15 protein-coding genes and 2 tRNA genes are annotated in these 23,007 nt (G+C 58.3%); 6 read left to right on the forward strand and 11 right to left on the reverse strand.

The window, feature by feature from the left end; all coding sequences use genetic code 11:
• Positions 1-2: 2 nt before the first annotated feature.
• The 5 genes from B3075_RS04995 to dnaA form a co-directional block, all read right to left on the reverse strand.
• A complete protein-coding gene (locus B3075_RS04995; protein WP_290488368.1) occupies positions 3-2,057 on the reverse strand; it encodes a DUF4340 domain-containing protein in 2,055 nt (684 codons plus the stop codon).
• A gap of 28 nt (positions 2,058-2,085) precedes the next feature.
• Complete coding sequence (locus tag B3075_RS05000; protein ID WP_290488369.1) at positions 2,086-3,657, reverse strand: DUF7088 domain-containing protein; 1,572 nt, start codon at positions 3,655-3,657, stop codon at positions 2,086-2,088.
• Between the two features lie 34 nt (positions 3,658-3,691).
• Positions 3,692-4,474 carry an ABC transporter permease subunit gene (locus tag B3075_RS05005; protein WP_022198051.1) on the reverse strand — a complete coding sequence of 261 codons (783 nt, stop codon included), beginning with the start codon at positions 4,472-4,474 and terminating at the stop codon, positions 3,692-3,694.
• A 54-nt stretch (positions 4,475-4,528) separates the two neighbouring features.
• Positions 4,529-5,464: an ABC transporter ATP-binding protein gene (locus B3075_RS05010; RefSeq protein ID WP_288927366.1), complete on the reverse strand. Its 936-nt coding sequence runs from the start codon at positions 5,462-5,464 to the stop codon at positions 4,529-4,531.
• Between the two features lie 160 nt (positions 5,465-5,624).
• Positions 5,625-7,031, reverse strand: a complete 1,407-nt coding sequence (gene dnaA / locus B3075_RS05015) for a chromosomal replication initiator protein DnaA (RefSeq protein ID WP_290488370.1) — start codon at positions 7,029-7,031, stop codon at positions 5,625-5,627.
• A gap of 530 nt (positions 7,032-7,561) precedes the next feature.
• Here dnaA and B3075_RS05020 point away from each other — a divergent pair.
• Both B3075_RS05020 and B3075_RS05025 read left to right on the forward strand, forming a co-directional pair.
• Complete coding sequence (locus B3075_RS05020) at positions 7,562-8,122, forward strand: NUDIX hydrolase (protein WP_290488371.1); 561 nt, start codon at positions 7,562-7,564, stop codon at positions 8,120-8,122.
• Between the two features lie 212 nt (positions 8,123-8,334).
• A tRNA-Met gene (locus tag B3075_RS05025) sits at positions 8,335-8,409 on the forward strand.
• A 256-nt stretch (positions 8,410-8,665) separates the two neighbouring features.
• Here the strand turns inward: B3075_RS05025 and B3075_RS05030 are convergent.
• Both B3075_RS05030 and secA read right to left on the reverse strand, forming a co-directional pair.
• Entirely contained in the window at positions 8,666-9,766 is a 1,101-nt protein-coding gene (locus B3075_RS05030) for a GNAT family N-acetyltransferase (protein WP_022198055.1), read from the reverse strand.
• A gap of 76 nt (positions 9,767-9,842) precedes the next feature.
• Positions 9,843-13,196: a preprotein translocase subunit SecA gene (secA, locus tag B3075_RS05035; RefSeq protein WP_290492032.1), complete on the reverse strand. Its 3,354-nt coding sequence runs from the start codon at positions 13,194-13,196 to the stop codon at positions 9,843-9,845.
• Between the two features lie 212 nt (positions 13,197-13,408).
• Between secA and uvrA the strand changes: the two genes are divergently transcribed.
• Positions 13,409-18,931, forward strand: a complete 5,523-nt coding sequence (gene uvrA, locus B3075_RS05040; RefSeq protein WP_290488372.1) for an excinuclease ABC subunit UvrA — start codon at positions 13,409-13,411, stop codon at positions 18,929-18,931.
• Positions 18,932-19,054: 123 nt separating this feature from the next.
• Here the strand turns inward: uvrA and B3075_RS05045 are convergent.
• Both B3075_RS05045 and B3075_RS05050 read right to left on the reverse strand, forming a co-directional pair.
• Positions 19,055-19,142: transfer RNA gene (locus B3075_RS05045), tRNA-Ser, on the reverse strand.
• A gap of 129 nt (positions 19,143-19,271) precedes the next feature.
• A complete protein-coding gene (locus B3075_RS05050) occupies positions 19,272-20,024 on the reverse strand; it encodes a phosphotransferase-like protein (protein WP_290492033.1) in 753 nt (250 codons plus the stop codon).
• Between the two features lie 230 nt (positions 20,025-20,254).
• Between B3075_RS05050 and B3075_RS05055 the strand changes: the two genes are divergently transcribed.
• Entirely contained in the window at positions 20,255-20,614 is a 360-nt protein-coding gene (locus tag B3075_RS05055; protein WP_290488374.1) for a TfoX/Sxy family protein, read from the forward strand.
• On the opposite strand, the gene B3075_RS05060 is transcribed toward B3075_RS05055, so the two are convergent.
• Both B3075_RS05060 and B3075_RS05065 read right to left on the reverse strand, forming a co-directional pair.
• Complete coding sequence (locus B3075_RS05060) at positions 20,611-21,141, reverse strand: TlpA disulfide reductase family protein (RefSeq protein ID WP_343125176.1); 531 nt, start codon at positions 21,139-21,141, stop codon at positions 20,611-20,613. The genes B3075_RS05055 and B3075_RS05060 overlap by 4 nt on opposite strands.
• Positions 21,039-21,539: a GNAT family N-acetyltransferase gene (locus tag B3075_RS05065; RefSeq protein WP_290488375.1), complete on the reverse strand. Its 501-nt coding sequence runs from the start codon at positions 21,537-21,539 to the stop codon at positions 21,039-21,041. The genes B3075_RS05060 and B3075_RS05065 overlap by 103 nt, the downstream gene beginning before the upstream one ends.
• A gap of 184 nt (positions 21,540-21,723) precedes the next feature.
• On the opposite strand from B3075_RS05065, the gene B3075_RS05070 reads away from it, so the two are divergent.
• Together B3075_RS05070 and B3075_RS05075 are read left to right on the forward strand one after the other, a co-directional pair.
• Positions 21,724-22,578 carry a hypothetical protein gene (locus B3075_RS05070; protein WP_290488376.1) on the forward strand — a complete coding sequence of 285 codons (855 nt, stop codon included), beginning with the start codon at positions 21,724-21,726 and terminating at the stop codon, positions 22,576-22,578.
• A 274-nt stretch (positions 22,579-22,852) separates the two neighbouring features.
• The gene (locus B3075_RS05075; protein ID WP_164907766.1) at positions 22,853-22,996 is read left to right on the forward strand and encodes a hypothetical protein; all 144 of its coding nucleotides are present in this window, start codon (positions 22,853-22,855) and stop codon (positions 22,994-22,996) included.
• Positions 22,997-23,007: the final 11 nt, after the last annotated feature.

Below are 23,007 nucleotides of genomic sequence, written 5' to 3' on the forward strand. Positions count from 1 at the left end.
GGTTAGTTGTCTTCCGAAAGGCTGGCGCCGAGCAGACGTACGGCGTCCATGTTCAGGATAAAATAATTCGGGGTTGTATTGACTCTGCCGTAATAAAACCTGCTGTATCCGGCTTCTCCCGCCGGGGCGATTTCCAGCGTGATGACTTTGTCTTCCGTTTCCGGTTCCGGGGCAAAGGTAATATCGCCGGCGCCGGATTTGGTTGGCACGGGGCCCGCATCCTTGTAAGACTGGAGGACGAGTTTCAGGCGGAAAACGGGATTTTTCAGGGCTTCATGCGCCATGACGTCCGTATAGGGGAGCCAGGCGCTCACCTCCATTTTTTCCAGTTCGTCCAGATAGCGGTTGGCGCGGTTCGGGTTAATATTCAGGGTTTCATCCTTCCCGTTCCTGGAAGCCGTCCATGAATCGTCCAGACGGTCGAATTTTAGAATCAGGGGGCCGCCGGAACCGATGCGGTCCAGGTGCATTTCTCTGAGGTCAAACCTGCTGAAGGAAAGAAGCCTCTTTTTTTTCCAGGCCAGGGCATCTGCCAGCAAATCCCTCATGTAGGCGTTGTCCAGTATGGCGACGGTGGGTTTCCCGGCCTGTCGGGCATACCAGGAACCGTCCGCTCCCTTGGAGAAAAACACCGTCACGGGGGGGCGGGGTTCTTCACCGGGCTTGGGCAGAAGGGACATGGTGAGCGTCATTCTGGGGTTATCCAGCCCGTACACTGAAAGATCCGTAGCCTTGTCCGAGGCGAAGCCGGCCACTTTTCCCTGTTTAACGGTTTTCAGCAGGGAAATGAGATGATCCGGATTAGCTTCCTGGTAACGGGCGCCCTCTGCCGTGTACAGCCAGGTGGGTTTGATGCCTTTTTTCTCATCTCCCTGAATGAAGCGGGCAATGGTGGGATAATCCTGAAAGCTCTTGCGGATGGAAAGGCCGGTAATTTTGTAATCCCCGATGTCCGTCAATTGCTTGGAACGCAAAAGATCCAGATCCAGCGGAATATTGCGTACGCCGGGGATTTCCTTGTTGGTTTCCGTCGTTTGCGCCAGTTCAAAGACGGCCTTGCGGTCGGAAACGGTGGCCTTGACCAGTTCGGACAGGCTGCCGTTGTCGGAGGGAGGGTAAATCCTAAGCGTGACGGGCTGTTCCTCCATTTGCAGGGATTTGCCGTCCCCCGAAAGGCTGCCTGTGAAATTCCTGATGGAGACGGAGGTGATTTGATCATCCGTCATGTCCGGTACGCTTGTTTCCTCCGGGTTGTACACGCGCACGGCGGTCAGCTTCTGAAGCGTGCCCAGAAGCACCTCCATCATGGCCGGGTCCGTATCCAGGGAAAGGGGATGCGTGATTTTCCAGGGGGAGCCGGGAGTCTTGCGCTCCAGGGCGATGCGCTGGCCCCGGTTATTGATCTCAATGGAGGCGGGCATGGCCGGATGCAGGAGCAGGGGGCGGTGGTCCCGAAGCTGGCGGATGCCGGACTTGAACAGAGGGAGGATGTTCCCGGTGCCCACCAGAATGCGGGTGTCCCGTCCGTAGAAATCCGTCTGCATATAGGTGGTGTCATCCGTGGTCTTGTTTTCCGGATCGTCCACCAGCCAGGGCGCCGGGGAACCCAGCGTATAGCGCGCCACGGTGGAGGAACGCTTTCCGTCGTCGCTCATTTCCTTGAGAGTGATGGTAACGGGAGTGGTCTTCACGCCGAATTCCTTCAGGGAGGCGGAATCAATCTTGTGCAGGGGCAATGCGTCCACGATGCTGGTGGAGTACGTGTACTGGAGAATGGCCGCCGCCGCGCGAGGATCCATACGGTCGTTCCAGGGCTTTTCGCACCACCAGACGCCGTTGGGTTTGCGGCGGAATTCCGCGACATCCCCCACGCAATTGATGCGCATCCAGGAAACCTCGTTCATTTCTTCCCGGGTGTACGGGAAAAGCCGTTCTCCGGAACTGAAAGCGGTGCGCCCGATGATGCGGGACAGGTTGCCGTCAATGGTGAGGAGCACCGCCGCGCCGACAGAAGCGAGGGCGATGAGGATGAGAAGGATAAAGCGGAATGTGCGCATGTGCTTCCGGTAATGGGCGTGGATGGGGTTAATGACGGCGCGTGTTCCAGATAATCAGGGCGATCAGCAGCGCCAGCAGGGGGAGGCCGATATTCGTCAGGAGTTCCAAAACGCCCAGGGCATTGCGGTCCAGATTCAGCTTGACGGTCAGGTCATGGCGGGAGCCGAGGCCGCGCAATTCTTCACGGTCCGTCATCCAGCCGATCATCGTACGCATGAAATCCCTTTGTTCCGGTTTGATTTGCCGGGGCTGAAGCAGGTCCGTATTGCCAAGCAGAACCAGGCGCCCGGTAGTCTTGTTCTGGTTCACGTCCCCGGCATTCCCCCGGATGAGGGCCGCGCCGATCATCAGAGGCCCCGGATTGTCTTCCCTCGCGTCGAATTTGGCTGGGAACTGGTTGTATTTGGTTTCTCCATAATAATCCTCCGTGGTTACCAGAAGGGGATACGGCGTAATGCGCTTCTGTTCCATGGCCGCGTTGTCGGAATCCAGGATAAGGGAGATGCTCTCCCCTTCCAGTCCGGTGCTGGAATTCCAGAATTCACGGGTGCAATTCAGGGAGGGGGCGAAAATGGAGTTAATTTCAAAAACGGAACGGTTGCCCCTGTTGCGGAGCATCACGCGGTCATTCTGGGGCCGCAGCCCCTGTTCGCGGAGAAAGCGGTAGAGCTGTCTGGGGATGTCATTCCGGGGTTCCAGCATGATCAGGATGGCGGCGTTCGGGCGCGCCCAGTACCGCTGGAGCACTTCCGCCTCCTGCGGGGACAGATCATATTTGGAACCGATGATCATAAATCCCGCGGCATCTTCCGGAATCTCTTCCAGACCGCTCATGCGGATGGGCACAAGCTGCAGGTTGACGGAACGGCAGATTTTGCCCAGCGTCGTGAAGATGCTTTCCTCCTGGTTGTTGCTCAGGGCCTCGTTGAAGTTGCTCTTGTCCGCCGCGATATAGATTTTACGCGGTTCGCCGTTGGCCGCCCCGTAAATGCCGGCAGTCATCATATCCTCAATCTGGAGGGCCACCGCCTTCATGCTTTTGCCGTCCGGCCCGGGGGCGTACACTACGAAGGCGTCTCCAGGCAGGATGCGCACGTGGGCGGCGTCTGCCTGGGTGCCTTCAAACGTTTTGAGCGCTTTTTCCGTATCTTCCCGGGCATCAATGATGACCAGGTTCTTCTTGAATTCAATTCCGTAGATATTGGAGATTTCACGTGCCTTGTTCGGCTGGCGGAGGGGATCCACGTACTCCACCTTCACTTTGCCGTTGGAATAACGTTCGTACTCCTCAAGCAGAGAACGCATGCGGGTGTAGTTTTGCGTGGTGCGCAGGAAAGCGAACGTGATTTTGACGGGTGTTTTGCGCTTCTGGATTTCCGGAGACTGGAGCATGTTGATGCTCTGGCGGGATATTTCATAACGCTGGTCTTCCGTCAGGTCCCGGCGGTAATACTCGTGGCAGCCCACGTAATTCAGGCATACGACGATAAGGAACAGCAGGAAAAGCTTGATCCAGGTCATCCAGGGGCGTTTGACCTTGCGGGCGGCGGGCTGGGAGGCTTCCGCGGCCGCGGTGGGGGTGTCTGGTGTTTCGCTCATAGATAAAAATGAAAAGGGGTGAAGGCGGGATGAATCAGTGTTTCCAGCGGCGGTGGTCAATGATGCGGATGGTGACGGCCAGCGTCAGGACTGTCATGGTCAGGTAAAATACGACGGGGCGCGTGTCAACCAGCCCGGCGGAAAAGCGGTCCAGATGTTCCGAGCAGGACATGTAGTGGAAAATCCCCGCTGCGGGGAATTCCCCCCACACCACGGGAATCAGCCCCATGAAGAAAATCAGAACCAGCAGGCCGATGGTGATGATGCCGGAAATAATCTGGCTGCCCGTCATGGAGGAGGCGAAAATGCCAATGGCCGTGAACCAGGCGCCGATCAGCAGCAGTATGGCGTATGCCCCGGCCCAGTCCGCAAGGCGGTAGGGAAGAACCATGCCCGCGTCATATCCGTAAATCCACTGCACAATCAGGTTGGACCAGTCCGCCAGGGTGGGGTAGAGAAGCATGGGCAGCCACAGGATGATGTAAAAGGCGTACGCGGAGAAGTATTTTCCCAGGACCACCTGCCATGTCTTGATGGGCGTGGTAAGCAGGGATTCCAGCGTTCCCGTCTTTTCTTCCTCCGCCAGGGAGCGCATGGTGAGCAGCGGGAAGATGAACAGGAAGTAAAACCAGAACATGGGGGAATGCAGGATGAAGAACAGGATGCCTTCCTTCTGTGGGGCCAGTTGAAAAGCCTTCAGCGTGCCGGACAGGGAGACGCTCTGAAGGGCCATGACGAAAGCCAGGATAACCCATCCGTACGGAGTCATTACGTAGCTTCTGAGTTCTTTTCTGAAAATGGTAAGTACTGGAGACATGGGGAGAAAAGGGAAATGGGAGGTGGTGGATGGGCGGGGATGGAAAAATGGGGGTTAATCTTTGCGGGTCATTTCCACGAACACTTCTTCCAGCGTGGGGGTGTGGCGGTAAATATGGCGCAGGGGGCATCCCTGTTCCGCAAGGAGGCGCGCGGCCTTTTCACGGGTATCCGTTCCGGCCTCCGCGCGTACGGTCAGCGTATGCCAGCCGTCGGCGTCCGTTCCTTCATGGATGACCTTCTTCACATGTTCCAGATTTTCCAGTTTCCGTGTAATCAGCGCCAGGTCTCCCCGGAATTCCAGCGTAATCTTGCCGGCTGCCCGGAGGTTGGCCGTCAGGTTGGTGGGGGTATCCGCCGCCTTGATAGTCCCCTGGTCAATGATAATGACCTTGTTGCAAATCATTTCCACCTCACTGAGAATGTGGGTGGAAAGAATAATGGTGTGGTTGGCCGCCAGGCCTTTGATCAGCTCGCGTATCTGGCGTATCTGGTTGGGGTCAAGACCGTTGGTGGGCTCGTCAAGGATCAGCAGGTCCGGTTCCCCCAGCAGGGCGTCCGCCAGGCCTACGCGCTGGCGGTAGCCTTTGGAAAGGGTGCGGATCATCTTGCGGCGCACGGGATCCAGGCCGCATTGTTCTACAACCTTGGAGACGGCAGGCCAGATCTGCTTGGAAGAAATGCCTTTAAGCCTGGCGCGGAATTTCAGGTATTCCGTGACGCGCTGATCGTCGTAAAGAGGCACGTGTTCCGGCAGATAACCCAGATGTTTGCGAGCCTCCAGGGGATTTTTCACAATGTCGAACCCCGCAATCGTGGCTGTGCCGGAAGTGGGGGGCAGATAGCCGGTCAGCATGCGCAAAGTCGTGGTTTTGCCTGCGCCGTTCGGCCCCAGGAACCCTACGATTTCCCCCTTTTCAATCTGGAAGGAGGCATTCTTTACCGCTTGAAAGCGGCCAAACTCTTTGGAAAGCTGGTCGGCGTGGATCATGGAATCAATGGGAACAGGGTGATTCTAATCCAAACCGCTTTCGCCTCAAGCTTATTCTCCCCCGCGCCGCGGAAGCGCTTCTTCCGTTTGAAAAGCCATGGGGGCTAAACGGGGGCGGAGCTTTTCCCGCCTGGCCGGCAGGGAACGAAGAGAAGGGAAATCAATCCCTCAGCTCTTCTTCCAGCCTCTGGACGATGTCCCTCACGCGCACATCCTCTTCCATACGGGAGGCTACCAGCTTGTTCGCATGAATGACGGTGCCGTGGTCCCGGCCGCCGAATGCCTGGCCGATATCTTTCAGGGAGCGTTCCGTCAGGCGGCGGCTCAAGTACATGGCGATCTGGCGCGGAAAGGCGATGCTGTTGGGGCGGCGCTTGCCGGTCAGATCGCTCACCTTGAGTTCGTAAAAATCCGCCACGCGCTTCTGGATGGAATCCACGGTCAGGATGCGGCTTGTTTCTTCCCGCAGGATGTCGCGTAGAAGCTGCTCGATTTTGGCGATATCAGGCATGTCTCCGGACAGGGAAGTAAAGGTGGCCACACGGAGCAGCGCGCCTTCTAGACGGCGCACGCTCTTCTGGATGCGGCTGGCCAGAAACTCCAGAATTTCGTCGGAGACGTTCATGCCGGCCCGGTCGCGCTTGCTGCGCAGGATTTCCAGCCGTGCGTTGTCGTCCGGAAGGTTCAATTCTACCGTAAGGCCGGATTCCAGGCGCGCCGCCAGCCGGGGGTCCAGATTGGAAATGTCGCATGCGGCGGCATCCGCGCAAATCACGATGGTTTTGTGGGCATGGAACAGTTCGTCAAACGTATGCAGGAATTCTTCCACCGTTTTTTCCTTGCCGGAGATAAATTGCACATCGTCCACCAGCAGGACGTCAGCCTTGCGGTATTTGCGGCGCAGTTTGGTGAAGCTTTGTCCGTTTTGGGTTCGGGAAGCGTCAATAAATTCATTGGCGAACTGTTCGCCCGTGACGTACACCACATTGGTGGATGAATCCTGATGGAGCACTTCATGGCCGATGGCCTGGAGCAGATGGGTTTTACCTACGCCGGATTTTCCGTACAGGAAAAGCGGATTGAACAGGGGCCGTTCCGACTGGGCGGCGGACAGCCCGGCCTGATACGCGAAGCGGCTGTCCTCATAAACCACGAACGAATCAAACGTATATAAATCATTCAGGCATGCCCTGGCTGCCGGGGTGCGCTGTTTTTTGACCGGTGCGGCCGGGGAATCCGCCGCCTGCGGCGTTTTGGCCCGGGAGGAGGCCTTTTGCGGCTGGCCTTCTGCAGCGGGCATGGAAGCCACTTCATCCGTGCAGACGAACTTGATCTGGCGTTCCGTGCCCAGAGCCAGCATGGCGGCCTGCTTCAGCTCCGGCGTATAGCTGTTTTCTACCCAGAGGGCGGCCATAGGATCGTCGCACATCAGCGTCAAAGCCTTCCCTGAATCCTCCAGCAGGGAAAACTTGGGAAACCACAATCCATACACCTCCGGGGACATGATTGTTTGCAGGGCTCCCGTGATTCTGGACCAGGTGGCAGACAGTTCTGATGGCGGCGTCATTGTTATTGGAAATAAAAGATGTTGCTGGTTAGAAATAGCCGTAAGGCGTTCCGTCCCGCTACGAGGCCGCGCTGCGGATGGAACCGTATCAGGTTCCTCCGCAGCCGTGACAGCTCGTGGCGTTCGTCGGGGTGGAGAAGGCGAACTCATCCGCTTTCAGTCCGACACCCCGGTTGACGGGAGCGCCAAATTACTGATTTGCGTCTGAGGAAAAAATATCTTTTTGAAACAGCGCGAGTCATCGTTCCGCGGCTCTACGTTCCACGGGGGTTCCACATGAAAAAATATTTTGTTCTTGCTTCCTCCGATAATTTAGTACTCCTGAGTATATTTTCTGCATGACGTTGTGAATTGCTTATTATCAATATGTTATTATGTTGTTACTGGGCCGGGTGACGAAAAGGGCATGATTACGCCGCCGGAAATCAACCACTTACAGGAACCGGAGCGGAATTGCCCGGGAAGATGCGGAAGGGAGGCGGTCCGCATGGTTGACAACGGCCGGCCGGGAACCTAACGTGGGTTGCATCATGGAACAAATGGAACAGCCAGAGGAAGCATGCCTGTCTCTTTGCCGGGGGAAATTTCTGGAACTCCTGAAAGAAGGAAGGTGGGAATACGTGCGCCGGGTTAATGCCACTGGAGCCGTCATGATTGTGGCCGTGACGAAAGAAGGAGAACTGCTGCTGGTGGAAGAATACCGCGTTCCCCTGCATGCCCGGACAGTCGGACTGCCCGCGGGGATTTCCGGGGATGAAGGGGAGGAAGGCACGCTGCAATCCGCCCGGCGTGAATTGGAAGAGGAAACCGGATACCGTGCGGATTCCTGGACGTATCTTCTTGCGGGGCCTTCCTCTCCAGGATTGACTACGGAAATGGTATCTTTCTATCTGGCGGAAGGCCTGCATCGAATATCGGAAGGAGGAGGTGTGGCTCATGAAAATATTACGGTGCACCGCATTCCGCTTCCTCTGGTGCATGGCTGGCTGATGGAGCAGATGGAACAGGGAAAAGTGGTGGACCCGAAAATCTTTATGGGCCTCTATTTCCTGTCCCGCTCTGTCAGTGGCATGGGGCTGGAGGCATCATAATGCCCCGCGCCGTAAATGCCCGTATGCGGGAAACGGCCTGGGACGCAGGCCGTGTGAAACGGATGAGTGGAAAAAATGATTCATCAGTAATAATTTACCTGAAGGGAAAAGCGGGTTGCCGTGATAAAATGCTCCTGATCCATAAAAAAATCTGGACATTCTTTCCAATCCGGGCTAAATATTTCCCCGCCTTACGGCATCAACCACTTAACGGCAGGGTAGCTCAGTGGTAGAGCAGAGGACTCATAAGCCTTTGGTCGGGTGTTCAAATCACCTCCCTGCTACCATTTTAAAGCCCCTTAAATCATTGGATTTAAGGGGCTTGCTATTTGGTGAGATGTGCAGGATTTCCATCCTGGCCGCTGGTTCTGGAATATCAAGAGTTGTTGCAATTCTGTAATGAATGCGAGTTAGGGATATTTTCTAAAATTTCTTTCCCGTCTTGCAGTTGAATAATAAAAAAGAGCATGGGCTTGTCACCGCCTGCTTTCCTTCCAGAGAAAACAGGTTCAAAAAAGGCGCGCGCGGCATGCGGCCGGTTTCTTATTTCAATCTGAGGCCAAAAACCCCGGATTTGCGACCGCTGAGTTCCAGGGTGCGCAGACGTTCCGGAGGCAGGCTGTCGCGGGAAAATTCCGCGTAATGCATGCGGTCCCGGAAGTAATGGACGGCGCTTTGGGAGAGGGCGAAGATGAAGTCCATGCCCATTTCCTCCGCTTTCCTTTTGGCGAATTCACATAATGCGCGGCCGTAGCCGCGGCCTTCATGGCGGTGCTTGATATACAGGCAGCCCAGTTCCGCACTGTGGTGTTCCGGGTAGGGATAAACGGCAACGCAGCCCACGATGCTGTCGTCCAGGGTCAGTACGTAGTAACTGTCCATCCTGGCGGCGATGTCTTCGTAATTCCGGTTGACCAGTTTGGAGTCCACCACGGAACGGGCGATCATGGAGAGGAGCTCCGGAATGTCTTCTTCCTTCAGCGGGCGTATTTCCCGGTAGGAGTCCGTGTGGACCATGGTGCCTACGCCTTCTTCAGAGAAGAGTTCCTCCACCAGCACGCCGCGCATTTTTCCGTCCAGCAGATGCACGCGGGGGATTCCCGCCCGGCAGGCTTCCGCCGCCTGGTCAAGCAGTTCGCGGTGGGTCACGTTTCCTGCCAGCCCCGCTACTTCCGATTCCAGAATGGCGGCAATGGGGCGGCCGTCCAGAGACGGAACCTTGTGGTCATTGAGCAGGGCGATGTATTTGGAGGCCCCCAGGCTGAAGGCCATATGGACGGATTCCGGGTCAAAAGAGCCGGAACGGCCGGAAGCCACCACGGGAATCTGGTGGCGCCCCAGGATTTCCCGGACTCTTTCCCGGACAAGCTGGCCGCCTTTCAACGGCGCTTCCACCAGGGCGGAGCGCATTTCACAGACGCGCGTGTGTTCGTACAGCGCGGAGGCATCCGCCCCTTCCACAATCAGAACGGGCCTGACGCCTATTTCCTGCAGTACGTCCAGATCCAGCAAAGCGTCCACCAATTCCCTGGAATCCACCAGGGGGCGTTCCACATGCACGGCAAAGATTTTATCCCTGAAGTACGGAACATACTCCAGCACGGAACGGACATTGGCGGATTTGTTGAGCGGGAGCGTAGCCAAGGCGGACCGGAAGCTTGGGGCCGGGGGGAACGGGAATATCCGCTTCTCCCCGGCCTGTAAATGATGCGTGGCGTTTTTAGAATGTGCGGGTATCCGCGGAATCCCGGTTGTCCATGGTTTCCGCGAAGTCCTGGGAGTCCAGAGTAACGGCAGTTTCTTCCCCGTCTCCGGAGGAGGGTGTTGCCGCCGGCGCCTGGGGGGCTTCCTCCCTGCGGAGGACGACGCTGACCTTGCGCTTGGGCATGACCAGTTTGGGTTCCGCCACGGCGGGTTTGTAACCTTCCCCAATGGTAGTGGCGTCGGAAATGACGGCCGGGGCCTGTTCCGGTTCCGCCTGCTGGGCGGCTTGTTGTTCACGTGCCCGGGAGACTTGTTCCCTCAGGGCGGAGAGCAGGTCCGAAGGCATGCCGTCAAAACCGATTTCAGGCAGGCTGGTTCCGCCTTCCTGGTTTTCGTCGGAAGATTCGAACTGGGGCAGGCTGGCCAGGAAGTCCTCAAAGGCGTCCAGGTTGGTGGTGCTCTTGAAGAGGTTGCTGATGGCTTCTCCCTTGATGCTTTCCATCAGGGTGATGAAGAGATCGTAGGCTTCCGATTTGTATTCCACCAGGGGGTCTTTCTGCCCCTGGGCGCGGAGGCGCACGCCTTCCCGCAGGGAGTCCATGTTGTACAGGTGTTCCTGCCACATTTTGTCAATGGCCCCCAGGATGATCTGGCGTTCCATGTGGTCCAGGTATTCCGGGCGTTCGCGGGAGGCCTTGTCTTCGTAAGTGGCCTTGACCTTGTCAGTGAGGAAGGCGATGGTGTCGTCTATGGGCCGTTCTTCCAGTTTGGCGGCCTCCGCCGTGAGTCCCAGCGGGAAGGATGCGTTCATCCAGGCGAGCAATTCGTCCGGGTGGGTGACGCCTTCCGCATCCGGATCCAGGAATTCATGAGCGCGCGTAGCGATTACTTCTTCCAGAATATCGTAAATCATTTCACGCGGGTTTTCCGTGGAGAGCACTTCATTTCGGTATCCGTAAACGATTTCGCGCTGCTTGTTCATCACGTCGTCATAGTCCAGCACGTGCTTGCGCCACATGTAGTTGCGCTGTTCCACCCGTTTCTGGGCGGATTCCACGGATTTGTTCAGGAAACTGTGTTCCAGGGCTTCGCCGTCGGCCACGCCCAGGCGTTCCATCATCTTGGTCATGCGTTCCGCCGCGCCGAAGTTGCGCATCAGGTCGTCTTCAAAGGAGATGAAGAACTGTGAGGCGCCGGGGTCCCCCTGGCGGGAACAGCGGCCGCGCAGCTGGCGGTCAATGCGGCGGGATTCATGGCGTTCCGTACCCAGGACGAAGAGGCCGCCGAGGTCGGCGACGCCTTCGCCCAGCTTGATGTCCGTGCCGCGGCCCGCCATGTTGGTGGAGACGGTGACGGCTCCGCGCTTGCCGGCCTGCGCTACGATTTCCGCTTCGCGCTGGTGGTTTTTGGCGTTCAGCACTTCATGGGGGATTTTGGCCCTCTTGAGCATGCGGGAGAGCGTTTCGGAGGCGTCCACGCTGGCCGTGCCTATCAGGATGGGCTGGCCTTTGTCGTGAAGTTCCTGGATTTTGTTGACCACCGCATTGAATTTTTCACGGCGGGATTTGAAGATGAGGTCATTCTGGTCCTTGCGGATGCAGGGGCGGTTGGTCGGGATGGGAAGAACGTCCAGCTTGTAAATATCATGGAATTCCGCGGCTTCCGTTTCCGCCGTGCCGGTCATGCCCGCCAGTTTTTTGTACAGGCGGAAGTAGTTCTGGATGGTGATGGTCGCGTACGTCTGGTTTTCACGCTCCACTTCCACGCCTTCCTTGGCTTCCACCGCCTGGTGCAGACCGTCGCTCCAGCGGCGTCCCGGCATTTCGCGGCCCGTATTCTGGTCGATGATGATGACCTTGCCTTCCTTGACGACGTATTCCACGTCTTTTTCGTAAATGCAGTAGGCCTTCAGCAGCTGGGAGGTGGTGTGCAGGCGCGCTCCCGTTTCGTCAAGCTGTTTGGTCAGTTCATTTTTGCGGCGCAGTTTGTCTTTTTCCGTCAGGCGCGGGTCTTCGTCCATTTCCGCGAAGGCGGTTCCCAGATCCGGCAACACGAAATCTTCCGGATGGCCGGGGGAGATGACCTCCCTGCCTTTTTCCATCAGGTCGGCGTCGTGGGTTTTTTCATCCACGGTGAAGAACATTTCCTCCTTCAGCTTGTAGAGTTCCTTCTTGCGGGTATCCTGGTAAAGAGTCAGTTCATATTTTTCCACGATGCGGCGCAGTTCGGGATCCTGCATGGCGCGCAGGAAGGCGCGGTGGCGGGGCTGGCCCATTTTTACCTTGAACAGGCAGCGGCCCACTTCTTCCGTGCGGCCTTCCTCCTGGGCTTTCAGGGCCTGGGCCATCAGTTCGTTGCAAAGGTCCGTCTGGGCCTTTACCACGCGTTCAATGGCGGGGCGCAGGGTATCATACTGCTGTTCCCGGGTGACGACCGCGGGGCCGGAAATGATGAGGGGGGTGCGGGCCTCGTCAATAAGGATGGAGTCCACTTCGTCCACAATGGAGAAGTAGTGCCCGCGCTGCACCTGTTCGGACTTGGAGGTTGCCATGCCGTTGTCGCGCAGGTAGTCAAAGCCGAATTCGGCGTTGGTGCCGTAAGTGATGTCGCAGGCGTATTGTTCCCGGCGGAGCTGGGAGGGCATCATACTCTGGATGCAGCCGACAGTCAGCCCTAGGAACTGGAAGAGCATGCCCATCCATTCGGAGTCGCGGCGCGCCAGGTAATCGTTCACGGTCACCACATGCACGCCCATGCCGGTCAGGGCGTTCAGGTAAACGGGGAGGGTGGCGACAAGCGTTTTCCCTTCCCCCGTGGCCATTTCCGCAATGTAGCCGCGGTGCAGGGCAATGCCGCCCAGCAGCTGCACGTCAAAGTGGACCATGTCCCAAACCTGTTTTTGTCCGCAGATATCGCGTTCTTCCCCGCAGAGCAGGCGGGCGCCGTGTTTGACGGCGGCGAAGGCCTCCGGCAGTATCTGGTTCAGATAACGTTCGCGCAGCTTGTCAAACTGGGGCGTGATGTTGTTCCAGGCGGCTTTCCCTTCTTCAATGGAGGCGGGGGTGGCTTCCACCGTGGGGAGGGAAGCGAATTCTTCTTTCAGGGATTCAAAACGGGCGTTCAGTTTGGCGGCTATTTCCTCCAGCTCTTCCCTGGGCGCGGCTTCCACAATGCGCACGGGGGGCAGATCCATGGGGAGGAAGCGATGGAGGTACCCCTGCCATTCCTTCGTTTTCTCAAGCAGGAATTCCTGTCCCTTGCCGTTCCATGATTCTTCAATGGAAACGATTTGTTCCACAATGGGGCGCAGACGGCGCACTTCACGCTGGTTTTTAGTGCCGACAATCTTGGTTAGAATCCACTTAATCATCTTTGTCTTGTTGAAAATTGACGAGGTAGAGTCGCTTTCAGCGGTCTAAGAATCGAAAAATACTAGCGGCTGCCGGAAGAAATGCAAGCACGGCCCTCCATTTGTGCCGATGATGACGTAATAGGCTGGACCTGGCTGGACGCCGCCGGAAACCCGGATTCATGACAGGCGCTTCTCTTGGAATGATTCCAAATTAATAATATTCTTTCTCCATGAGTCATTGCGAGGATGGGCGCATCCGCATCCGCGGCGCCCGTGAGCATAATTTGCAGAATGTGGATGTGGATATTCCCCTAGGGCGGCTGACGGTGGTGACGGGACCTTCCGGCTCGGGGAAAACAAGTCTGGCCATGCACACGCTGTACGCGGAAGGCCAGCGGCGTTATATGGAAACTTTTTCCCCGTACGTGCGCCAGTTCATGGACCGCATGGACAAGCCGGACGTGGACGCCGTAGAGAATATTCTTCCGGCCATCGCCCTGCATCAGCGCAACTCCGTCAGGACATCCCGCTCCACGGTGGGGACCATGACGGGGCTGAATGATTACTGGAAGTTTGTTTTCGCCCGTCTGGCCGTGGGCATTGACCCGGAAACAGGACGGGAAATCAAGCCGGAAACGCCGGGCACCATTGATGAAAAACTGCATGCGGACTTCCCCGCCGGAACGGAAGTGATGGTTTGCCTGGAGGTGGCGCGGCCCGAATCTGTGGATCTTCCCGCGTTGAAAAGGAATCTGGTGGCACAGGGGTACTTGCGCGCTTTTGCGCATGGAGAGACCCTCCGGCTGGAGGATGAGGATTGGACGCTGGAGGAAGGAGAACCGCTGCTGGTGGTTCAGGACCGCGTGAGGCTGACGGAAGACCAGAGGGAACGCAGGCTGGAAGCGCTGGAAACGGCCATGCGCCTGGGCGGCGGCGTGGCCCATGTGATTCCCCGTGTGGACGGCGTCTGGCTGTCCGTTTTGAAATTCCGCGGGGACTGGCATCCGCTGATGGAGCCGCGGCCGGGCCTGTTTTCTTTCAATTCCCCCCTGGGGGCGTGCCCGGAATGCCGCGGCTACGGGCGCGTCATCACGATTGACTACAACCGGTGCATCAAGCCGGAACTCAGCGTTCATGACGGGGCCATCCATATTTTTGAGGGGGACGGGAAAGTCTTTTCCGAATGCAAGCGGGACCTGATGCGCGGCTGGCGCAAAAACGCCCGCAAAGTCCGTCTGGATGTGCCGTGGAAGGATTTGAAGCAATGGGAGCGGGACTGGCTGCTGTACGGTGATGGCGATGACCCGGATGAAATGTATGAACAGGGGCTGTGGTACGGCATTGCGGGCTTTTTCAAATATCTGGAAAGCCGCACGCATAAGATGCACGTGCGGGTGTATCTGAGCCGTTTCCGCACATATCAGGAATGCCCCTCCTGCCACGGTTTGCGCCTGAGGCCGGAAGCCCTTCAATTCAAGGTGGGCGGCAAAAGTATGCCGGAACTTTCCGGCATGCCCATGGATGAACTGCTGGCCTGGGTGGATAGGTACGTGACGCCGCGGGCGGATGAAGACCCCGGCTTGAAACATGCCGTGGCGGAACTCAGGAGCCGCCTGGAATATCTGAATGAAGTGGGATTGGGCTACCTGACGTCCGACCGCTCCACGCGGTCCCTGTCCGGAGGGGAAATTGAACGCGTGAGCCTGACCACCTGTCTGGGCGCATCCCTGACGGATACGCTGTTTGTGCTGGATGAACCTACCGTTGGACTTCATCCCCGCGATACGTCCCGTTTGATTTTCGCCATGAACCGGCTCAAAAAGCGCGGGAACACCCTGGTGGTGGTGGAGCATGAGGAAGCGGTCATGCGCGCCGCGGACTGCCTGGTGGACATGGGCCCCGGTTCCGGACGGGAAGGGGGAAGGCTGGTTTATTCCGGGGAGCCTGCCCGGATTGGAGAAATTGCGGAATCCCTGACGGGGGCTTTTCTTTCCGGCAGGCGACGCATCGCGGTGCCCAAAAAGAGGCGCAAGCCGCGCCGGTTTTTGACCGTATCCGGCGCTACGCGCCATAACCTGCGCAAACTGGACGTGAAAGTGCCCTTGGGCGTCTTTACTTGCCTGACAGGCGTCAGCGGGTCCGGGAAAAGCACCCTGGCCCACGATGTTCTTTACCTGAACGCGCTGGTGGAGAAAGGAGCCGTATGTGAGGAAGAACCTGCCCACGTCAGGTCCATCAAGGGCTGGGAACATCTGGATGAGGTGGTGATGGTGGACCAGAGCCCCATCGTCCGCACCCCGCGCTCCACCCCTGCCGTTTATGCCGGAGTTTTTGAAGAAATACGTTCCCTCTTCGCGGAAACGGAGACGGCCCGCGCGCGCGGCATGAAGCCCGGTTTCTTCTCCTTCAACAGCGGGGACGGCCGGTGTCCGCGCTGCATGGGCATGGGGAGTGAGAAGGTGGAAATGCAGTTTCTTTCCGACATTTTCGTGCAGTGTCCGCTGTGCCGCGGCTCCCGGTACGGGAGCGAAGTGCTGAGCGTGTACCGTGACGGCAGGAATATTGCGGACGTGCTCGGCATGACGGTAGCGGCTGCGCTGGAATGCTTCAGCACGGAAAAAGGGGCCAAAGCCTCCCGCATCGCTTCCAAGCTGGGCGTGCTTCAGCGCGTAGGGCTGGGGCACCTGACCCTGGGGCAGCCTCTGAATACCCTTTCCGGCGGTGAAAACCAGCGCCTGAAGCTGGCTAAGATCCTGCTGGACCAGATCGGTTCCGGCGCGAACAGCCCCAAGATGCTGATTCTGGACGAGCCGGGAACGGGTCTTCACTTTGCGGACATTGAAGTTCTGCTGGCCGTGTTCCGGGAACTGGTGGGGCAGGGGCATACCCTGCTGGTCATTGAACACAATCCGGAGTTCATCAAATCCGCGGACTACGTGATTGACCTGGGGCCGGAGGGCGGCGCCGGAGGCGGCCATGTGGTGGCCACGGGCACGCCGGAGGAAATTGCAGCCGCCGGAAAGGGATACACGGGCAAATACCTCAGGGATGTGCTGGAAGGCAACCCTTCCGTTTACGACCCTGCGGACGCCGCCGTCCCGGACTCCGCGGACATGGATATACCGGAAGGCGTCATGGCCCTGCGGGGAGCGCGCCACCACAACCTGAAAAACGTGGACCTGGACGTGCCGCGGGGAGAAATGACCGTGCTGACCGGGCTTTCCGGCTCCGGGAAGAGCTCCCTGGCTTTTGATATCTTTTTCGCGGAAGGGCAGCGGCGTTTCATGGACGTCATGTCCCCGTACGCCCGGCAATTCACGGAACAGCTGGAAAGTCCGGACATTGACCGCCTGACCGGATTGCCCCCTACGGTGGCTATTGAACAGAACATGTCCCGCGGGGGCACCAAATCCACCGTGGGAACCGTCACGGAAATTTGGCAATTCTTGCGTCTGCTGTATGCCAAGCTGGGGCAGGCCTACTGCCCGCAGTGCGGCGTTCCGGTGGGCAAGAGGTCGGAATCCGAAGTGGTGGAGCTGGTGGCGAGGGAGCTGAAAAAACATGGCGGGCTCGCGTTGCTGGCCCCCCTCGTCAGAGGGCGCAAGGGGCATTACGCCGACCTGGCCCGCTGGGCGGAAGGAAAGGGATATGAGGAAATGTGGGTGGACGGCAAACTGGTTCCCCTGAGCGGATTCCAGCCGCTGGACCGCTATTCCAGCCATGACCTGGACTTGGTCGTTGCACGTCCGGAGGCCTCCTGGCCGCTGGAAAAGCTTGCCGGGGCGGTTCATGCCGCGCTGGAGATGGGGGAAGGGTTTCTGCAAGTGCTCCCGCCCGGCTCCGGCCGTCCGGAACTGATGGGCACCAGGCTGGCATGCGCCTCCTGCGGGCAATCCTTCCCGGAACTGGAACCGTACACGTTCTCCTTCAACTCTCCGCGCGGGTGGTGCCCCGTATGCCGCGGGCATGGAATCGTCGGCAAGGGGAAAGTAAAGGAAGACCAGGCGCAATCCCTGCTGGAAGCCGAATTGAAATATGACAGGGAACTGGCGCGGCGGGCGGACGATGACAAGGGAATAACAACCTGCCCTGCCTGCCGGGGCGTGCGGTTGAATGAATTTGCCCGCTCCGTGCGGCTTCAGGGCGTGACTCCCGGTGACATTGCCTCCCTGCCTGCCGTGGCCGCCGCGGAACTGGTCAAAGGGTGGCGATTTGAACGGGAGGAAGCGCTCATTGCCCGTGACGTCGTGGCGGAAATCACGCAGCGCCTCGACTTTCTCCAGCGGGTGGGGCTGGGCTACCTTTCCCTGGACCGGAGCGCCACGACGCTCTCCGGCGGGGAAACCCAGCGCATCCGCCTGGCTTCCCAGCTGGGCTCCCACCTCCGCGGCGTGCTGTACGTGCTGGATGAACCGACCATCGGCCTGCATCCGCGGGACAACGAATTGCTGCTGGGCACGCTGGATGAACTCAAACGCCGGGGCAACACCCTGCTGGTGGTGGAACATGATGAAGATACCATGAGGCGCGCGGACCATATTGTGGACATGGGGCCGGGAGCCGGCATCCACGGCGGCAGAATCATGGCCCAGGGCACCTTTGAGGAACTGGCCGCCATGCCGGACTCCGTCACGGGCGCGGCCCTGCACCATAAGCCCAGGCACCCCTACCGCGGGAAAAGGCGCAGGATTCCTTCCAAAAAGGATGAATCCGCGTGGCTGCGCGTGGAGGGCTGCCGCCTGCACAACCTGAAGGACGTGAACGCGGCCATTCCCAAGGGACGGCTGACGGTGCTTACCGGCGTATCCGGTGCGGGGAAAACCTCCCTGATGACGGGAACCATCCGTCTGGCTGCGCGCCAGGCCATCGGCGACAAGCTCACGAGGGACCAGAGAAAATTATGGAAAACCTCTTCCGGCTTTGACTCCATCCGCATGGTGTACGGCGTGGACCAGAGCCCCATTGGCAAAACGCCCCGTTCCACCCCGGCCACCTATGTGGGTTTCCTGGACGACATCCGGACCCTGTTCGCGCAGACGGCTGACGCCCGCAGGCTGGGCTTTGACCGCGGCCGCTTCTCCTTCAATACGGGGCAGGGCAACTGTGAATCCTGCAAGGGTACGGGCATGCAAAAGCTGGAAATGGACTTCCTGCCCCCCTGCTATGTGCCGTGCGAGACCTGCCGGGGTAAACGCTACAACGCCGCAACCCTGACCGTAAGGTACAAGGGGAAGACCATTGCGGACGTGCTTCAGATGGACTTTGCGGAAGCGGCGGAATTTTTTGAAAGCCAGCCCCGCATCTCGGATCCCCTCAAACTGCTGTCGGAAACCGGCCTGGGCTATCTGACGCTGGGGCAGGCCTCCAACACGCTTTCCGGCGGGGAGGCCCAGCGGCTCAAGCTGGTGACGGAACTCATCAAGGGCCGGCGCGTCAGCCGGAACGCCCTGATGAAAGGCAGGGAACTGCCCGGAGACCTGTACCTGATTGAAGAACCCTCCATCGGCCTGCATCCGCGGGACGTACGGCTGCTCATTGACGTGCTGCACCGTTTGGCGGACCAGGGAAACACCGTCATCGTCATTGAACATAACACGGAAATCATGGCGGAGGCGGACTACGTCATCGACATGGGCCCCGGCCCCGGCGATGCCGGAGGAACCATCGTGGCGGAAGGCACGCCGGAACAGATAGCCAAAAAAGACTCTCCCACGGCGGAATACATCCGCCGGGAGCTGGATGGAGAGTCTTAGGAGGGAGGAAGGAGCGATAAGACACTCAGGCCGTTCCGGGAATGCCGGGGCGGTCGCCGTATTCGTCTGCCTTTTTCTGTTCCGCGAAAACAGGCATGGCTTGTGCCCGGCATTAAAGAAGTTTGGCGGAGAGAGTGGGATTCGAACCCACGGTGGGTTGCCCCACGGCGGTTTTCAAGACCGCTGCATTAAACCGCTCTGCCATCTCTCCATGCAACAAGCGCGGGCACAGGCTACCGTAACGAAGGCGGTTCTGTAAAGTCCTATTCATGTCTTTCCGGCATGTTTGCGGGAACAGCCCGTTTTCCCAATTGGGAGGCTGCCGCCTGTTCCCGCGGCATCAGGGCAGGAATTCTCCCGGCAGGAGGCTGATGAGCCGCATGGCGCATTTTCGGGGAGCGTCTTCGGAAGTGTCTATGGAGAAATCATGCGGGAAATGGCGGTGGATGCCCGCGTGCTGGCGCTGGGCATGAGCCGGGGCTGGGGTCCGGTCAGTGCGGCGCCGCTCGCGCTCCAGCAGAACATCCTGACGGCATTCCACCCTGACCAGGATACGGGAGATGCCGTCCAGGCGGTTCAGGAGGTCCTGAATCCAGCGGGGGGATTCGCCGATGACGTGGTCCACGATGACCAGGGCGCCTTTCCGGGCCGCCTCTGCAATGGCGGCGTGGAAAGATTCAATGAAGGGCAGGCCGGATTCCCTGACGGCATCCAGGGCGGTTTCATGCTTTCCCCGGCTCATGGCCAGATAATCGTCCATGGAGAAAATCATGGCTTCCTCTTTCAGCAGGAGCCGCAAGTTCCGGGCCAACGTGCTTTTTCCCGAGCTGGAGGCTCCGTTGAGCAGGATGACGCGCCCGCTCCGCGGTCGGGGTGTTTTCCGTTTCTCCGCAAGGCCTTTCTTCCCCATGGCCTTATGGTTTCCCGGACGGTTCGCGGAGGTGTTTTGATCGCCGTCTTCCGTCTGGCAGGTTCCGGCCCCTTCCATAAGGGAGGGGGCTTCCTGACGGGAGATGAAGGCTGGTTCCCTGAGGATGTCGGACGCGGCGGTCATGGAAGATTCATGGGCATCATGAATAAAAAGATTCGTCACGGCAATCATAAGAATGGCTCTGTGCGGACGGAATCGCCGCCGTTCGTGGCTTGCCGGGCAGGGTCGGGAGTACGGAGCGGCCGCGGCGGCATGGATGCCGTCCGTCATGACTCCGTGGGGCATGCTGCGCCTTTTCCCGTCAATAACGGGGATGCCTCGTTCCTGCCGTCGGCCTTCCCGGCTGTCATTTGCTTCTTGCAGCGGGCGGGGGAGGCATGAGAGAGTCCGGCATGGCTTCTTCCCCGGATGTAGTAGAGTATATTTGTTTCCAGCTCCGGCATGCCGGGGATATTTCCTTCAGAAAAATGTTTGGGGACTACGGATTGTACTGCGGCCGGACATTCTTCGGTTTGGTATGTGACAACCAGTTGTATGTCAAGATAACGGAGCCGGGGTTGAAGATGTTTCCGCAACAGGAGCAGGGCTGTCCCTATCCCGGCGCCAGGCCGCATTTCCTGGTGACGGAGCTGGACGATGACCGGGCCATCTCCTCCCTTGTCAGGGAGACATGCTCCGTTCTGGCTGCTCCGGCGGTTCCGGAGGGGAAGAAGAAAAAGGCGTCCGGTGAGAAAAGAAGCAGGCGCCCTTAGACGCCTGCCGGCAGGAAATGGCTGCTTGAGGGAAAGGTTATTTCCCGGGAGCCTTCCAGAATAGGAAGGCCGCGTTCTATCTTCATCACTTCCTTTTTCACCAGGTCATAGAGCTGGGGAGGATAGCTCTTGGCCACGACTTTCCCGTTGGCTCCAATCAGAACGGCATGCGGCAGTCCGCCCGGGCAGGGGGCCTCCGGAATGCTCAGACTCTGGTAAATGGGGAAAGTGATTTTCTTTTCTTCCAGGAACTGTTTGACCCTGGGGGACGGAATCTGGCAGTGGCTGCCTATGACGGTAAAGCCCTTGGACTGGAATTTTTCCTGCAATTCCTGCAGATGTGGCATGCTGGCGATGCAGGGCGGGCTCCGGGGCCGCTCCCGGCCGGGAAAGACTTGACAGTTTTTTCTGAGGGAGAGGCGTTTCAGGCAATATCCAGTCCCATAATGTAGTCTGTCATATAATACCCGTGTCCGATGTGGAAATCCCCGCGTTCCAGTTCCCGCATGCCCATGCGCTGATAAAATTCCACCGCCCGGGTGTTATAACGGTTCACATTCAGGCGCATTAGGCACGGTTCCGGGTGGATGCTTCTGATGTAGCTGATGGCGTGGCGGAACAGAAAGCTTCCGATGTGCAGGCCCTGGAAGCCGGGCAGAACGTAGATTTTCTGCAAATGGAAGACGCCGGGGCCTTCCGGCTGGACGGACAGGTAGCCGCAGTCCCTGCCTTCATGGGAGACGATGAAGTACACGTGCCCCTCCTCCATCTGTTTTTCCAGGTTGGCGGGGGAATACATCCAGTCCATCATGAAATCCATCTGCTCTCTGGAAAGGAGGTTTCGGTAAGTGGCCGGAAAAGCCTGGCTGGCCAGTTCATGGATCAGCGTGATGTCGTCCTTAGAGGCTTGGCGGAGAGTCGGCATGTCAGGAATATTACACGGAAAAGCGTCGGATGAAAAGGGCCTCCTCCCCATTTCCTGCGGAATTTTCCGGCATGGCCTATTTTCCCCTACCTATTCCGGCGGAGACATCCTATGCTGAACGCCGCCGTTTTTCTGACAGCCTCCGGGAAATGCTGTTTTTATTGCGAACTTTGCATGTCCAGTCATGAAAGAACCCATCCCCATACAACAATGGCTTCCCGCGGGGCCTCTGAGGGACATGGGTGAAAAATATGTAAGCCAGCTTCCGGATGTGGCGCAAAATCCCATCGGTCCGGAATCCCTCATGCACCAGTCGGATCATTCCTGGTCGGAATACCTGGTTGCTTATTCCCTTCTGTACCCGGGAATAGCGATTATCCTGGCCCTGCTGGGAGGGCTGGGGCTTTGGGCCTTCTTCATTTTTTGCCGCCGCCGGGAATATGCCCACCGCATTTTCTGTTCCAAGTGCGGCTCCATGATGTACCCGTGCGGCCTGCACTGTCCGGAGTGCGGCACGTCCAATCCGTCCCCACGCGCTCTGAACTGGATAGGATATTCCAGGCTGCGCACCGTGGTTCCTCCCTCCGGATGGAAAAGGCATGAGGAAGTTCTCCGCAGCTACCGGCGGTGTTTTTACTGCGGGCAGCCGCTTCGTGAGCCATCTCTTGACCAGAGCTGCCCCGCCTGCGGCAGGGCGGTGCTCCAGGGGGAGGAGTCCGTGGACCGGTATGATGCGTATATTGGCCGCCGCAGGGGATGGACCTTCGCTGCCGTGGTCGTGCTGGGGGTGATTCCCATTTTGGGGCCGCTGCTGGCTTCCTCCCTGTACAAGAGAACGCTCATTAATCCGTATTCCCTGTACATGACCGTATACCGGGAAAGCTTCCTGATGGTGGTGCTTTTCCTGTGCCGCCATTTGTTTCGCCTGTTGCCGTTCATCGGCGTCATCGGCATGCCCATCCTCTGTGTGACGGAATACCACCTGTACCGGCGCATGTTCCTGTGGAAGGCGGAGAAACATGATTTCAGGGGGGAATGAAGCGGGAAGCTCTTTTCCTGTAATGCCTTTCCGGCGCCTCAGCGGAAAATTATGGGGCGCGGATCTGTTTGGCACCCGGGCAGCGTATCGTTTGGTGAGATTCTCCTGATTAACGTCTTATATCTTATTGTATCAAGTATGACAAGGAATGCCTGGTTTTCTTATGGACTAAACTTACCTGGTACAGTATGTAGGAGGTGTTCCCCGGAGGGGGGCACGGGAAGATTCCCCAAAGCCCCGCATACGGAGGAACAAAACCTGTAATATCAATAAGATGAAAATGAAAAGAAAACTGGCATCGGTTTTGGCGAAGGCTTTCTCCGGAAAGTCCGTGCCGGAAAAGAAACGGGAAAGGGAGGCCAGGGCCTCCAGGAAACTGGAAGCGTGGCTGAAGACTTCCAGAATGCGCTCCTTCTAGGGAAGCGCCCA

This window comes from Akkermansia sp. UBA7090, assembly GCF_002493465.1.
In the GTDB taxonomy this organism is placed as follows: domain Bacteria; phylum Verrucomicrobiota; class Verrucomicrobiia; order Verrucomicrobiales; family Akkermansiaceae; genus Akkermansia; species Akkermansia muciniphila_A.

What these genes read in the sequence shown, in the direction of transcription:
- B3075_RS04995 (WP_290488368.1), bottom strand. Translation starts at nt 2,057, where the DNA reads ATGCGCACATTCCGCTTTATCCTTCTCATCCTCATCGCCCTCGCTTCT.
- B3075_RS05000 (WP_290488369.1), bottom strand. Translation starts at nt 3,657, where the DNA reads ATGAGCGAAACACCAGACACCCCCACCGCGGCCGCGGAAGCCTCCCAG.
- B3075_RS05005 (WP_022198051.1), bottom strand. Translation starts at nt 4,474, where the DNA reads ATGTCTCCAGTACTTACCATTTTCAGAAAAGAACTCAGAAGCTACGTA.
- B3075_RS05010 (WP_288927366.1), bottom strand. Translation starts at nt 5,464, where the DNA reads ATGATCCACGCCGACCAGCTTTCCAAAGAGTTTGGCCGCTTTCAAGCG.
- dnaA (WP_290488370.1), bottom strand. Translation starts at nt 7,031, where the DNA reads ATGACGCCGCCATCAGAACTGTCTGCCACCTGGTCCAGAATCACGGGA.
- B3075_RS05020 (WP_290488371.1), top strand. Translation starts at nt 7,562, where the DNA reads ATGGAACAAATGGAACAGCCAGAGGAAGCATGCCTGTCTCTTTGCCGG.
- secA (WP_290492032.1), bottom strand. Translation starts at nt 13,196, where the DNA reads ATGATTAAGTGGATTCTAACCAAGATTGTCGGCACTAAAAACCAGCGT.
- uvrA (WP_290488372.1), top strand. Translation starts at nt 13,409, where the DNA reads ATGAGTCATTGCGAGGATGGGCGCATCCGCATCCGCGGCGCCCGTGAG.
- B3075_RS05055 (WP_290488374.1), top strand. Translation starts at nt 20,255, where the DNA reads ATGGCTTCTTCCCCGGATGTAGTAGAGTATATTTGTTTCCAGCTCCGG.
- B3075_RS05065 (WP_290488375.1), bottom strand. Translation starts at nt 21,539, where the DNA reads ATGCCGACTCTCCGCCAAGCCTCTAAGGACGACATCACGCTGATCCAT.
- B3075_RS05070 (WP_290488376.1), top strand. Translation starts at nt 21,724, where the DNA reads ATGAAAGAACCCATCCCCATACAACAATGGCTTCCCGCGGGGCCTCTG.
- B3075_RS05075 (WP_164907766.1), top strand. Translation starts at nt 22,853, where the DNA reads ATGAAAATGAAAAGAAAACTGGCATCGGTTTTGGCGAAGGCTTTCTCC.